Genomic DNA, 13,603 nt, shown 5'->3' with positions numbered 1-13,603 from the left:
CACGGCCGTACCCGCGTACGGGCACTCCGAAGCCATTCAGCCCTGCCTGCCGGGAGATACCGCCATGTCCGCATTCCTGAACGCCGCCGCCACCGCCGCCGCCACCTCCGTCGCCACCGCCGACGCCGCCGAGGGCCCCGCCTGTGCCGCGCCGCTGCCGGTGCTCGGCCGGGACGTCACCGTCCCGCTCGTCATCGGCGGCGAGGTCACCTACGCCGCCCTGGACTACGCCGCCAGCGCCCCCGCGCTCCAGCGGGTCTGGGACGACGTGGCCGCGTACGCCCCGTACTACGGCAGCGTGCACCGCGGCGCCGGGTACCTCTCGCAGCTCTCCACCGACCTCTTCGAGCAGAGCCGGGTCACGGTCGCCGAGTTCCTCGACTGCCGCCCCTGCGACCAGGTGGTCTTCACCCGGTCCACCACCGACTCGCTGAACCTGCTCGCCGCCGTGCTCCCCGCCGACTGCCAGGTGTTCGTCTTCGAGACCGAGCACCACGCCTCGCTCCTGCCCTGGACGAACGCGCAGGTCACCTACCTCAACGCCCCCCGCACCCCGGGTGAGGCCGTCGCCACCCTGGAGCGGGCCCTCGCCGACCGCGAGCCATCCCCTGGCTCTTCGAGCTGGGGAGACCCCAAGGGCCCGGCCCTGGTCTGCGTCACCGGCGCGTCCAACGTCACCGGTGAACTGTGGCCGGTGAAGGAACTCGCCGCCGCCGCGCACGCCCACGGCGCGCGGATCGTCCTGGACGCCGCCCAGCTGGCCCCGCACCACCCCGTCTCGGTCCAGGACCTGGACGTGGACTGGGTCGCCTTCTCCGGACACAAGCTCTACGCGCCCTTCGGCTCGGGCGTGCTCGCCGGCCGCGCGGACTGGCTCCAGCAGGCGGAGCCGTACCTCGCGGGCGGCGGCGCCTCCCGCAAGGTGGCCCGGCGCGAGGACGGCGGCGTGGACGTCGAGTGGCACACCACGGCCGCCCGCCACGAGGCCGGCTCCCCGAACGTCATCGGCGTCTACTCCATCGCCTCCGCCTGCAAGGCCCTGACCGAGGCGGGCTTCGACAGTCTCGTCGCCCGCGAGCGCCACCTCATCGCCAAGGTCCGCGAAGGCCTGTCCGAGGTCCCGGCGGTCCGCGTCCTGTCGCTCTTCGGCGACGACGCCCCGCGCGTCGGCGTCATCTCCTTCGTGGTGGACGGCTGGAACAGCTCCCACTTCGCCGCCGCGCTGTCCGCGGAGTACGGGATCGGCGTCCGCGACGGCCTGTTCTGCGCCCACCCGCTGGTCCGCACCCTGCTCGGCAGCGAGCCGCAGGCCCAGGGCGAATGCGGAGCCCCGGAGGCGGCCCCGGGGGAGCGCTCGCTGAACGCGATCCGCGTCAGCTTCGGCGCGGGCACCCCCGACGAGCACGTCGAGCGCTTCGTCCGTGCGGTGCAGGAGCTCGTCGCGGACGGCGCGAAGTGGCAGTACCGCACGGAGGAAGGCCGCTGCGTTCCCGCCGTGTGACACCGTACGGGTCTCGGAGGCCGCCGACGAGCGGGAGGCGGCGGCCGGCGCCCGGGTACGTCTCCCACATCGACGAGGGCCTCGCGGACTACCTCCGCGGCTACGTCTTCTGGCTCGGGGAGAGCACCGTCTCGCCCAGCCGGGCGAGCCCCTGCCGAACCTCTGACGGGTGTGGGCCGGTGCCCCGCCGGAATGTCTCCTCGTCGTCGCGCCTGCGGGCACCGCTGCGACCGGGGGAGGGCGGTTGCGCGCTCCTCCTGCGGGGACACTCCGCCGTGTCCCCACCCCACGGCCGGCGCGGGGGAGCGGGGGCACGCAGGGGCGTCCCCGCAGGAGGAGCGCGCAACCGCCCTCACGGCCGTGACGGGCCCGCAGGCGCGACGACGAGGAGACGTCCCGGAGGGACCCCGCGGTCGGCCCGGCGCACTCGAAGGGCCGCCCCGAGCGGAGCCCATGCCCTACTGCGGACCGTGCCGGAGGGCGCAGGGCCCCGCCGGCGTTTGAGGCGTCGCGAAGCCGCGGCCGGGGCTACGGGGCGACCCGATACCCGCACGGCACAGCGCTACGCGTCGAGGCCGATCGCGAACGCCGCCTCCAGGTCGTGCTGCGAGTACGTGCGGAACGCCACGTGCGTGTCCGTCGCCTCGACGCCCGGGATCTTGCTGATGCGGCCCGGGATGATGTCCGCCAGGTTCTCGTGGCGGGCCACGCGGACCAGCGCGATCAGGTCGTACGTCCCCGTGACGGAGTAGACCTCGCTGACGCTGTCCAGCGCGGCGATCGACTCGGCGATCTCGGGGATCCGGTCCACGCTGGTCTTGATGAGCACGATCGCGGTGATCACGGCTGGCTGTCTCCCTCGGTGGCCGTCGCTGGTCGCCTCACTCTAGTCGCACCCCGATACCGGACCCATGCGTAGAGGAAGCCGACCGAGAAGCCCACCAGGTGGGCCAGGTAGGCGACCCCGGGGCCGCTGTCCGCCCGCTGCGCCGCCACCCATTGGAGGGCGAACCAGAACAGCAGCACGATCCACGCCGGGAACCGCAGCGGCAGGAAGAACAGGAAGGGGAACAGGCTCGTCACCCTCGCCCGCGGGAGCAGGTAGAGGAAGGCGCCCAGCACCGCCGAGATGGCTCCGGACGCTCCCACCAGGGTCTGCGCGGACCCCTCGTTGGCCGCCGCGTACGCCGCCAGTGCCACGTACCCCGTACAGATGTAGAAGACGAGGAACGCCGGGCGGCCCATCCGCTCCTCCGCCATCGCCCCGAAGACGTGGAGGAAGAGCATGTTCCCGAGCAGGTGCAGCCAGCCGCCGTGGACGAACAGCGCCGTCAGCGGGGTGAGCCAGGCGCGCGGGGTGCCCGTGAAGAGCTCGTCCGGGACCACGCCCCAGCGCCGGAAGTACGCGGTCCCGGCGGTCAGCAGCTCGTCGCCCGTCCCGTAGACCGGGTTGAGCCCCGAGGCAGGGCCGAGTACGAACACCACACCGCAGCCCGCGATCAGCGCATGGGTGACCACCGGTCCCCGGGCAGCCTCGCGTACGGCCCGCCACCTTACGATCATGTGACAGAGCATGACGCAACGGGACCCACCTGAGGCGGTGGCAGGCCGTAGGGTTACGAGCTGCGGTCCGCCGGCCGGTGAAGACACGCGCACACGGCGGCGCGGACGGCTTTAATTGAATCAGCTACGAAGGAGAGAGCGTCCTGATGACGGTTCCCCTGCCGACCGACACCACCCGGTGGCGCTGCACCCTGTGCGGCAACCTCACGCGCTTCGACGTCACCCGTTCGTCGAAGGTCGTCGAGTACGTCCACCTGGACCTCGCCGGGGAACCCAAGGTCGAGGAACGCGAGGTGGTCAATGAGACCATCGAGTCGGTCCGCTGCCGCTGGTGCAACGCGGTGGACCAGATCGAGCTCGTGGACAGGCCGGGCGCGGACTCCTGACGGAGGCGTGCCCACAGGTAGATCACGGTAGGGGTGACGGATTGTGGAGCCAGCAAGCGGCGCTGAGCCGGCCGACGCGGCCGGCGACGCCGCCGAGGCACTCGACCGCCCGCTGCCGGAAGGCGTGCGGCGGCGGGTCGTCGCGCTCGTCTCGGACGCCTTCGGCGCGCTGACGGTCGCGGACCTGCCGGCGCAGCTGCGCCAGTACGCCCGTTTCACCCCGACCCGGCGCGCCAAGTTCGCCGGCAACGCCATGGCCACGGCGGTCGAGACCGATGCCGTGTTCCGCGGCCGGGTCGCCGAGAAGCTGCGCGAGGCGCAGGCGGAGCTGGCCGCGGCCCTGGAGTCGGGTGCGCCGCCCGCCGCCGCGGATCCGCTGGACGTGGCGGCCGCCGCGTTCGTCCTGAGGCCGGCCGGCTGGGTCAAGCTGGTGGCCGCCGCGGGCGAGGAGGCGCAGCGCGCCGACGCCGAGCGGGTCGGCGAGGAGACCCGGCGTGAGCTGGAGCGGCTGCGCGAGGAGCTGGCCCACGCCCGGGAGGCGCAGCGCACGGGCGGTGAGCACGTGCGCGGGGAGCTGGACGCGGCCCGCAAGGAAGCGGAATCGCTTCAGCGCAAGCTGCGCAGCGCCCTCAGCGACGTCAAGCGCGGTGAGGCGGCCCTGCGCAAGCTGACTGCCGAGGTCGACGGGATCCGCGGCGACGCGGCCACCCGGGTGGCCGCCGCCGAGAGCGAGAGCCGCCGGCTCAAGTCCCGTCTCGCGGAGGTGGAGGCGGCGCTGGAGACCTCGCGCCGGGCCACCCGCGAGGGGCGCAGCATCGAGGACATGCGGCTGCGGCTGCTGCTGGACACCGTGCTGGACGCGGCCCAGGGGCTGCGCCGCGAGCTGGCGCTGCCGCCCGTGAACACCCGCCCCGCGGACACCGTGGACGCGGTGGAGCCGGGCCGGATGACGCCGAAGGACATCGCGGCGCGCGCCCTGTCGGAGACCGATCCGGCGTTGCTGGACCAGCTGTTGGCACTGCCCCAGGCCCATCTGGTGGTCGACGGCTACAACGTGACCAAGACGGGCTATCCGACGATGCCGCTGGAGAAGCAGCGGCTGCGGCTGCTGGGCGGGCTGTCGATGCTGGCCGCGCAGACGGGCGCGGAGATGACCTGTGTCTTCGACGGTGCCGAACTGGCGGCCCCGGTGCTGCTCGCGCCGCCGCGCGGGGTGCGGGTGCTGTTCTCCAAGGCGGGGGTGACGGCGGACGAGCTGATCCGTCAGCTGGTGCGCGCCGAACCGCCCGGCCGGCCGGTGGTCGTGGTCTCCACCGACCGGGAGGTCGCCGACGGGGTGGCCAAGGCGGGTGCGCGGCCGGTGACGTCCGCTTTGCTCCTGAAGCGGCTTTCGCGAGTTTCGTAACTCCCCTCCTGAATGCCGGAATTGACCGGCGTCGCAGTGAACGTACCGTCAAGTGCCCGGCACAGAGCGTGCGCTGTAGGTAAAGAACCTGGTCGGAGAGCACATTTTTTCCCGGCGGGATTTGAACTGATCACAGCAAGGTCACTAGGGTGCGTTCAAACCTTCGTGCGGTAGATCACTCATTCGGAGTGGCGGCGAAGGTGCTGCCGAGTTGCGTTCTTCGGTGGCTCTAGGAAGAAGGAGCTCGCCTCCGTGGCGTCCCACCGTCGACCCAAGCAGCCGAACCGCACTCGTGTGACCGTGCTCGGCGCCACCGCGGCCGCCGTGGTCGCCCTCACCTCCCAGAGCGCCTCCGCCGCCCCGGCGAAGCCGACCAAGGACGAGGTCAAGACCCAGGTCGACGCCCTCTACGAAGAGGCGGAGCAGGCCACCGAGAAGTTCAACGGGGCCAAGGAACGCCAGGAGACGCTGGAGAAGGAGATAGCCCAGCTCCAGGACCAGGTCGCACGCGGCCAGGGCGACCTCAACGAGCTGCGCAGCACCCTCGGTTCGATGGCCAGCGCCCAGTACCGCAACGGCGGCATCGACCCCTCCCTCGCCCTCCTCCTCTCCGAGGACCCCGACAGCTACCTCGACAAGGCCTCCTCCCTCGAGCACCTGAGCGGCAAGCAGGTCGAGGCGGTCCAGAAGATCCAGGCCAAGCAGCGCAGCCTCGCGCAGCAGCGCCAGGAGGCCTCCGGCAAGCTCGCCGACCTCGACGCCACCCGCAAGGAGCTGGCCGAGAAGAAGAAGGTCTCCACGGACAAGCTCGCCGCGGCGCAGGCCCTGCTCAACAGCCTGACCGCGCAGGAGCGTGCGGCGCTCAAGGACGAGGAGTCCCGCGCGAGCCGCGCCGACGGCCAGCGCGTCGACCTCGGCAACGTCAGCGCCTCCGGCCGCGCCGGAGCCGCCCTCGCCGCCGCGAAGACCAAGCTGGGCTTCACCTACCAGTCCGGCGGCACCGGCCCCAACGTCTACGACTGCTCGGGTCTGACCCAGTGGGCGTACAAGCAGGCCGGCGTCAGCATCAGCCGCACCACCTTCACCCAGGTCAATGACGGCACCCGCATCAGCCGCAGCCAGCTCCAGCCCGGTGACCTGGTCTTCTTCTACGGGGACCTGCACCACGTCGGCCTCTACGCCGGCAACAACATGACGCTGCACGCCTCGAACCCGCGCAGCGGCATCAAGTACGAGTCCATGGACAACATGCCGTTCCAGTTCGGCGTCCGCGTCGGCTGACGCGTCGCACACCGCCCATCCGGGCGAATTTCCGCGGCCCCTTTCCGACCACACGCCCCGCCGGTGACCTGCGTCTCCTGCGGGGCGTCCCTGTGTGCGCCCTCCGACGGTCGTTGGCCGGCATGTGACCGTCCGGCTACTGTCTGCCAGCGCGGAACCCGGCACAAGGCCGTCCACGGGGGGCGGACCCGGGCCACACACAGCGGAAGGGAGCGGTTTCACGTGGCGTCCCATCGCCGGAGCGGGCTCGGCAGCCTCGACCGGAACACGAAGGTCACCGTCCTCACCGCCGCCGCGGCCACGGCCGCGGTCGCCATGACGGGCGCACCCGCCGGCGCCGCCCCCGGCCTCCCGTACGAGCCCGGCGGCGCGGCGAGGACGGGAGTCAGCGCCCAGGTCGACCGGCTCTTCGAGGAGGCCGAGCAGGCCACCGAGCGGTTCAACGAGGCGGGCGAGAAGGCCGACCGGCTCCGCGCCGAGGTCAACCGGGCCCAGGACGCGGTGGCCCGCGGCCAGGAGCGCATCAACACCATGCGGGGCGTCCTCGGCACCTTCGCCGGGGCCCAGTACCGCAGCGGCGGCATCGACCCCGCCGTCGGCCTGATGCTGGCCGAGGACCCCGACGCCTACCTGGAGCAGGCCGCCGCACTTGACCGGCTGACCAGCCGTCAGGCCCGGCAGCTCGACGAACTCCGCGAGGAGCAGCGCCGGCTGGGCCAGGAGCGCCGCGAGGCCTCCCGCAAACTCGCCGAACTCGACGCCCTGCGCTCCGACGTGGCCCGGCACAAGCGCTCCGTCACCGCGAAGCTCGCGGCCGCCCGGCGGCTGCTCAACGCCATGCCGTCCGAGGAGCGGGCCGACTTCGAGCGCTCCTCGCGCTCCGCCGGCCGCGCCGACGCGCTGCCCGAGCCGCCCTCCTTCGGCCCGTCGTCGGGGCGCGCCGCGGCCGCCGTGGAAGCGGCCCGGTCCGCGGTCGGCCGCCCCTACGTATGGGGATCGACGGGCCCCTCCGGCTTCGACTGCTCCGGGCTGATGGTCTGGTCGTACCGGCAGGCCGGGGTCTCGCTGCCGCGCACCTCGCAGGCCCAGCGGCACGCCGGCCGGCAGGTGCCCCTGTCGCAGGCCCGCCCGGGCGACCTGGTGACGTACCGCTCGGACGCCAGCCACGTCGGCATGTACGTCGGCAACGGCCAGGTGGTGCACGCCCCGTACCCGGGGGCCCGGGTGCGCTACGACCCCGTCGGGATGATGCCCGTGTCCTCGGTGACCCGCCCCTGACGGCCGGCCGCCGAGCCCCGGCCGACGCCCCTGCCCCTGCCCCCGCCCCCGGCTCCGGCCGGGGGCCCGTCGCCCGGACCGTGCGTACGATCGGCGGATGCTCCCGGTCCGCCGCCTCGTCCGTGTCCTGCCGCTGCTGCTGTGCGTGCTGCTCGCCGGCTGCGCGACGCGGCCGGCCGACACGACCGAGCGCGACGTCCGCGCGGCGGTGGCCGACTGGTCGCGGGCGGCGCCCGAGAGGCTCTCCGGGATCCCGCTCGACGGCTGGGCGTACGAGGTCGCCTCGGTGCGGCGGGACGGCGTACGGGCCCTCGTACGGGCCGGACTGCGCTACCGGCTGACCGAATACGACACGGCCCCTGGCGGCTCGGAACGCGAGCTGGAACTCGAACGCGCGGCGGGCGGCGGCCCCTGGCGGGTGCGCGCGGACCGGCCCGCGCCGGGCGCGCTGCCGCAGCTGTGGGACCAGGGCCCGGTGGCGGTGGTCCGCGGTGCGCACTCCCTGGTCCTGGGCGGCGCCGGGCAGTCCCCCGAGGCGCTTGCCGCGATCGCCGCCGAGGCCGACCGGGCGGTGCCCGCGGCGAGCGCGGCCTGGCCCGGGACCTGGGCCGGACGGGTGGTGGTGCTGGTCCCCGGGTCCCTGGAGCGGATGGCGCAGCTGCTGGGCCGGCCCGCCGACGCGTACCGGGGCATGGGCGCCGTCACCACCGGCCGGGTGGGCGCCGGGCCGGCCCCCGCGGACCGGGTGGTGATCAACCCGGAGGGGTACGCGGAGCTGGGCGAGGAGGGCCGGCGGGTCATCCTGACCCACGAGGTCACCCACGTGGCCACCCGGGCGGCGACCTCCGCCACGACCCCGCTGTGGCTCTCCGAGGGCTTCGCGGACTGGGCGGCGTACCGCGGCACCCCCACCACCCCGGAGCAGGGCGCCCCGGCGCTGGCCCGGGCGGTACGGCGCGGCGAGGTACCGGCCCAGCTGCCCCGGACGGAGGACTTCGCCTTCGGCGGCGACCGGGAGGCGCTGGCCCGTGCGTACGAGGGGGCGTGGCTGGCCTGCCGGCTGATCGCGGACCGGTGGGGCGGGGCGGCGCTCGTGGGCCTGTACGAGAAGGCGGGGCGCGAGCCGTGGCCGACGGCGCTGCGCGAGGCGCTCGGGACGGACCCGGCCGGGCTGACGAAGGAGTGGCAGGAGGCCCTGCGGAAGGAGTTCCGCTGAGGGCGTCCGGTACGTTGGCAGCGATGCACAAGACGCTGATCGTGACCAACGACTTCCCGCCGCGACCCGGCGGCATCCAGGCCTTCCTGCACAACATGGCGCTGAGGCTGGATCCCGACCGCATCGTCGTCTACGCCTCCACGTGGAAGCACAGCGCGGAGGGCCGCGAGGCCACCGCGGCCTTCGACGCGGAGCAGCCGTTCCAGGTGGTCCGCGACCGTACGACGATGCTGCTGCCGACGCCGCGCGTGACGCGGCGGGCGGTGGGCCTGCTGCGCGAACACGGCTGCGAGTCCGTGTGGTTCGGGGCGGCGGCCCCGCTCGGCCTGATGGGCCCGGCGCTGCGGCGCGCGGGCGCCCGGCGGATCGTGGCGACCACGCACGGGCACGAGGCGGGCTGGGCCCAGCTGCCGGCGGCGCGGCAGCTGCTGCGGCGGATCGGCGAGGGCACGGACACGCTGACTTACCTCGGGGAGTACACGCGCTCGCGGATCGCCTCGGCGGTGACGGAGCGGGCGGCGGCCCGGATGGTGCAACTCCCGCCGGGGGTGGACGAGAAGACCTTCCACCCGGAATCGGGCGGGGCGGAGGTCCGGGCGCGGCTCGGGCTGACCGACCGCCCGGTGGTCGTGTGCGTCTCGCGCCTCGTTCCCCGCAAGGGGCAGGACACGCTGATCGAGGCGATGCCGCGGATCCTGGCGGCGGTGCCGGACGCGGTGCTGCTGATCGTGGGCGGCGGGCCGTACGAGGCGGACCTGCGGGCACTCGCGGTCTCGACGGGGGTCGCGGACTCGGTGGTCTTCACGGGGGCGGTCCCGTGGTCCGAACTGCCCGCCCACTACGGCGCGGGCGACGTCTTCGCGATGCCGTGCCGGACCCGGCGGGGCGGACTGGACGTGGAAGGGCTCGGCATCGTCTACCTGGAGGCCTCGGCCACGGGCCTGCCGGTGATCGCGGGGGACTCCGGCGGGGCGCCGGACGCGGTGCTGGACGGCGAGACGGGCTGGGTCGTCCGCGGCGGCGCCCCCGACGACGCGGCGGACCGGATCGTCACCCTGCTGAAGGATCCGGAACTGCGCCGCCGGATGGGCGAGCGGGGCCGTGAGTGGGTCGAGGAGAAGTGGCGCTGGGACCTCCTGGCGGAACGCCTGCGCGAGCTGCTGTAGCGGTGCGGCAATTACAGCCCCTCCGGCGTTTGAGGAGCGGGGGTCCGGGGGCTGGCCCCCGGCAGCGGTGCCGCCGCCGGCGGACTGCGCAGCCACGCCTGACTGTTCCTCAGATGTCTGTCAATACCGCGTCTGGGCGGACGGCTGGATTCCGCCCATGATGCGGCCATGACACCCAACCTGACGCGCCGTCACCTTCTGGGGCTCGGCGCACTCTCGACCGCCTCCGCGCTCGGATTCACACGGATCGGAGCGGCCTCCGCCGCCGCCGTCGAACCCGCCGCGGCCCAGTACGCCCCCGCCATCGTCGTCGGTTCCGGTTACGGCTCCGCCGTCGCCGCGCTGCGGCTCGGGCAGGCCGGCGTGCGGACCGTCGTCCTCGAGATGGGCCGGCTCTGGGACGGGCCCGGGCCCGACGGCAAGGTCTTCCCCTCCACCTCCGCGCCCGACCACCGTTCCATGTGGTTCCGCACCCGCACCGAGGCCCCGCTCGCCCAGTTCCTCTGGCTCGACGTGGTCAACCGCGACATCAGCCCGTACCCGGGGGTGCTGGACCGGGTGAACTTCGGCGACATGTCCGTGTACGTGGGCCGCGGCGTCGGTGGCGGGTCGCTGGTCAACGGCGGCATGGCGCCGACGCCCCGCCGCTCGTACTTCTCCGAGGTGCTGCCCCAGGTCAACGCCGACGAGATGTACGGCACGTACTACCCCCGGGCCCGCGCCATGCTCGGCGTCAACGACATCGACCCGGCCTGGTTCGAGTCCACGGAGTGGTACCGCTTCGCCCGGATCTCCCGCAAGCACGCCCAGAACACCGGCCTGAAGACCGTCTTCGTGCCCAACGTCTACGACTTCGAGTACATGAAGCGCGAGGCGGCCGGCACCGCCCCCAGGTCGGCGCTGGCCGGCGAGGTCATCTACGGCAACAACCACGGGAAGAAGAGCGTCGACAAGACCTACCTCGCCGCCGCCCTCGGCACCGGCCACGTCACCATCGAGACCATGCAGCGCGTGGTCGGCGTACGGCAGGACCCCGCCGGGGGGTACGTGCTGACCGTGCAGACCAGCGATGTGACCGGACGGGTCACCCAGGTCCGCGAGCTCGGCTGCCGGCAGCTCTTCCTCGGGGCGGGCAGTCTCGGCACCACCGAGATCCTGCTGCGGGCCCGCGAGACCGGGACGCTGCCCGCGCTCGACGCGAAGGTCGGGCGCGGCTGGGGCCCCAACGGCAACGTCATGACCGCCCGCGCCAACCACCTCTGGGACACGGTCGGCGCCAACCAGGCCACCATGCCCGCCCTGGGCATCGACGACTGGGACAACGCCGCCCACCCGGTCTTCGCCGAGATCGCCCCGCTCCCCATGGGGCTGGAGCACTGGATCTCGATGTACCTGGCCATCACGAAGAACCCGGAGCGCGGACACTTCACCTACGACGCCGCCACCGACTCGGCCCGCCTCAACTGGCGCAGGGACCAGAACACGCCCTCGGTCAACGCGGCGAAGAACCTCTTCGACCGCGTCAACCGGCGGAACTTCACGATGTACCGGTACGACCTCTTCGGCGGCAACAGGGCCTTCGCCGACAACTTCACCTACCACCCGCTCGGCGGCTGCGTGCTCGGCGACGCCACCGACGTGTACGGACGGGCGAAGGGCCATCAGGGGCTGTACGTCGTGGACGGCTCCCTGATCCCCGGGTCGCTCGGCGTGAATCCGTTCGTGACCATCACCGCCCTCGCGGAGCGGAACATGGCCAGGATCCTCGCCGAGGACCCCCGCTGACCGTGGCCGACCGGGACTAGCCCCGGTACAGCGCCTCGATCTCGTCCGCGAAGTCCTTCGCCACCACGTTGCGCTTCAGCTTCAGCGACGGCGTGATGTGGCCCGACTCCTCCGTGAACTGGGAGGGCAGAATGCGGAATTTCCGCACCGATTCCGCCTTGGACACCGCCGCGTTGCCGTCGTCCACGGCCTTCTGGACGGCGGCGATGAGGTCCGCGTCCTCGCGCAGCTCCGCCGCCGTGACCCCGGCCGGCTTGCCGTTCTCCGCGGCCCAGCGGCCGAGGAACTCCTCGTCGATGGTGACCAGCGCGGCCACGAACGGCCTCGCGTCGCCCACCACCATGCACTCCGCGACCAGCGCGTGCGCCCGGATCCGGTCCTCGATCACGGCGGGTGCGACGTTCTTGCCGCCCGCGGTGACGATGAGTTCCTTCTTGCGTCCGGTGATCGCGAGGTAGCCGTCCTCGTCGAGGGTGCCGACGTCGCCGGTGTGGAACCAGCCGTCGGTCAGCGCCTCGGCGGTCGCCGTCTCGTTCTGCCAGTACCCGTTGAAGATGTGCTCGCCGTGCAGCAGCACCTCGCCGTCGTCCGCGATGCGCACCACGGAGCCCGGCAGCGGCTGGCCGACCGTACCGATCTTCGTCTTGTCCCACGGGTTGAAGGCCGTGGCCGCGCAGGACTCCGTCAGGCCGTAGCCCTCCAGCACCGTGAAGCCGATGCCGCGGAAGAAGTGGCCGAGGCGCTCGCCCAGCGGGGCGCCGCCGGAGATCGCGTACTCGCCGCGCCCGCCGAGGACCGTGTGCAGCTTGCTGTAGACCAGCTTCGAGAACAGCTTGTGCTTCAGCTTCAGGCCGAAGGACGGGCCGCCCGGGGCGTCCAGCGCCCGGCTGTAGGCGATCGCCGTCTCGGCGGCGGCGTCGAAGATCTTGCCCTTGCCGTCGGCCTGGGCCTTGGCGCGCGCCGAGTTGTAGACCTTCTCGAAGACGCGCGGCACACCGAGGATCAGGGTGGGCCGGAAGGACTGGAGCTCGTCGGTCAGGTTCTTGATGTCCGGTACGCAGCCCAGGCGGATCGGCGCCAGGACGGCCGCCACCTCCACCAGGCGCCCGAAGACGTGCGCGGCCGGCAGGAAGAGCAGCACGGAGCACTCGCCGGTGCGGAAGAGCGGGCTGAGGCGCTCCACCACGTTGCCGCACTCGGCGAAGAAGTTGCGGTGGGTCAGCACACAGCCCTTGGGGCGGCCGGTGGTGCCCGAGGTGTAGACGATGGTGGCCGGGTCGTCGGCGTTGGCGAGGCTGCCGCGCTCCTCGACCTCTTCGTCGGCGATCCCCGCGCCGGCGGCCTTCAGCGTGTCCAGCGCCCCCCGCTCGATCTCCCAGACCTCGCGCAGCTCCGGGAGGCGGTCGCGCAGCGAGGCCACGGACGCGCTGTGCGCCGGGCTCTCCACGATGACCGCCACGGCGCCGGAGTCGCCGAGGATCCACTGGACCTGCTCGGGGGAGCTGGTCTCGTACACGGGGACGGTGACGCCGCCCGCGCTCCAGATCGCGAAGTCGAACAGCACCCACTCGTAGCGGGTGCGGGAGATGAGGGCGACCCGGTCGCCGGGCCGGATGCCGGCCGCGATGAGGCCCTTGGCCGCGGCGCGGACCTCGGCCAGGAACTCCGTCGCGGTCACGTCCTGCCACCGGCCGTCGGCGGCCTTGCGGCTCATGACGGCGGTGTCGGGATGCTGAGCGGCGTTGCGGCGGATGAGATCCGTCAGGTTCCCGTCCGACGGGACCTCGTACAGGGCCGGAAGGCTGAACTCGCGCAAGACTGCTGCTCCTCTGGGCGCCATCGCCACCATGTGGACCGAGCGGACGTTACCCACCGGTAGTGGGTTCCCGATAGAGGGAACCGGCCAGATGTTCCGTGCGTCACATTCTGTCCTTGCACTGCCTGGCCCTCACGTGCCGACACTAGTCGACCACTTCGGCGACTCGGAAGTAACCGCAGGTCCGACCGCCTCTCCCAGCCCCT

At 72.9% G+C, this 13,603-nt stretch carries 11 protein-coding genes; 8 read left to right on the top strand and 3 right to left on the bottom strand.

Annotated elements, in window-relative coordinates; translation table 11 throughout:
• The first annotated feature begins 64 nt into the window (after nucleotides 1-64).
• The gene (locus ACZ4VT_RS11475; protein WP_467948587.1) at nucleotides 65-1,501 is read left to right on the top strand and encodes an aminotransferase class V-fold PLP-dependent enzyme; all 1,437 of its coding nucleotides are present in this window, start codon (nucleotides 65-67) and stop codon (nucleotides 1,499-1,501) included.
• Between the two features lie 562 nt (nucleotides 1,502-2,063).
• Here the strand turns inward: ACZ4VT_RS11475 and ACZ4VT_RS11470 are convergent.
• Together ACZ4VT_RS11470 and ACZ4VT_RS11465 are read right to left on the bottom strand one after the other, a co-directional pair.
• A complete protein-coding gene (locus tag ACZ4VT_RS11470; protein WP_008738815.1) occupies nucleotides 2,064-2,345 on the bottom strand; it encodes an Lrp/AsnC family transcriptional regulator in 282 nt (93 codons plus the stop codon).
• Nucleotides 2,342-3,064 carry a rhomboid family intramembrane serine protease gene (locus ACZ4VT_RS11465; protein ID WP_467948586.1) on the bottom strand — a complete coding sequence of 241 codons (723 nt, stop codon included), beginning with the start codon at nucleotides 3,062-3,064 and terminating at the stop codon, nucleotides 2,342-2,344. The genes ACZ4VT_RS11470 and ACZ4VT_RS11465 overlap by 4 nt, the downstream gene beginning before the upstream one ends.
• Before the next feature lie 146 nt (nucleotides 3,065-3,210).
• Between ACZ4VT_RS11465 and ACZ4VT_RS11460 the strand changes: the two genes are divergently transcribed.
• From ACZ4VT_RS11460 to ACZ4VT_RS11430, 7 genes are all read left to right on the top strand, one after another.
• Nucleotides 3,211-3,450, top strand: coding sequence for a hypothetical protein (locus tag ACZ4VT_RS11460; protein ID WP_008738811.1), 240 nt, complete (start codon nucleotides 3,211-3,213; stop codon nucleotides 3,448-3,450).
• A gap of 40 nt (nucleotides 3,451-3,490) precedes the next feature.
• Nucleotides 3,491-4,855: an NYN domain-containing protein gene (locus ACZ4VT_RS11455; protein ID WP_467948680.1), complete on the top strand. Its 1,365-nt coding sequence runs from the start codon at nucleotides 3,491-3,493 to the stop codon at nucleotides 4,853-4,855.
• A 252-nt stretch (nucleotides 4,856-5,107) separates the two neighbouring features.
• Nucleotides 5,108-6,136 carry a C40 family peptidase gene (locus ACZ4VT_RS11450; RefSeq protein ID WP_467948584.1) on the top strand — a complete coding sequence of 343 codons (1,029 nt, stop codon included), beginning with the start codon at nucleotides 5,108-5,110 and terminating at the stop codon, nucleotides 6,134-6,136.
• A gap of 222 nt (nucleotides 6,137-6,358) precedes the next feature.
• Nucleotides 6,359-7,414, top strand: a complete 1,056-nt coding sequence (locus ACZ4VT_RS11445; protein WP_467948582.1) for a C40 family peptidase — start codon at nucleotides 6,359-6,361, stop codon at nucleotides 7,412-7,414.
• A 97-nt stretch (nucleotides 7,415-7,511) separates the two neighbouring features.
• The gene (locus ACZ4VT_RS11440; RefSeq protein WP_467948581.1) at nucleotides 7,512-8,630 is read left to right on the top strand and encodes a hypothetical protein; all 1,119 of its coding nucleotides are present in this window, start codon (nucleotides 7,512-7,514) and stop codon (nucleotides 8,628-8,630) included.
• A 23-nt stretch (nucleotides 8,631-8,653) separates the two neighbouring features.
• Nucleotides 8,654-9,796 carry a glycosyltransferase family 4 protein gene (locus ACZ4VT_RS11435; RefSeq protein ID WP_467948580.1) on the top strand — a complete coding sequence of 381 codons (1,143 nt, stop codon included), beginning with the start codon at nucleotides 8,654-8,656 and terminating at the stop codon, nucleotides 9,794-9,796.
• Between the two features lie 168 nt (nucleotides 9,797-9,964).
• Nucleotides 9,965-11,581 (top strand): GMC oxidoreductase, encoded by a 1,617-nt coding sequence (locus ACZ4VT_RS11430; protein ID WP_467948578.1) that lies wholly within the window; start codon nucleotides 9,965-9,967, stop codon nucleotides 11,579-11,581.
• A 16-nt stretch (nucleotides 11,582-11,597) separates the two neighbouring features.
• Here the strand turns inward: ACZ4VT_RS11430 and ACZ4VT_RS11425 are convergent, their stop codons facing one another.
• Entirely contained in the window at nucleotides 11,598-13,397 is a 1,800-nt protein-coding gene (locus tag ACZ4VT_RS11425; protein WP_467948576.1) for an AMP-dependent synthetase/ligase, read from the bottom strand.
• Nucleotides 13,398-13,603 lie beyond the last annotated feature (206 nt).

Source organism: Streptomyces sp. NPDC029164 (genome assembly GCF_055563995.1).
The sequence above is the reverse complement of the archived record's forward strand: the minus strand, read 5'-3'. Positions and strand labels throughout refer to the sequence as shown.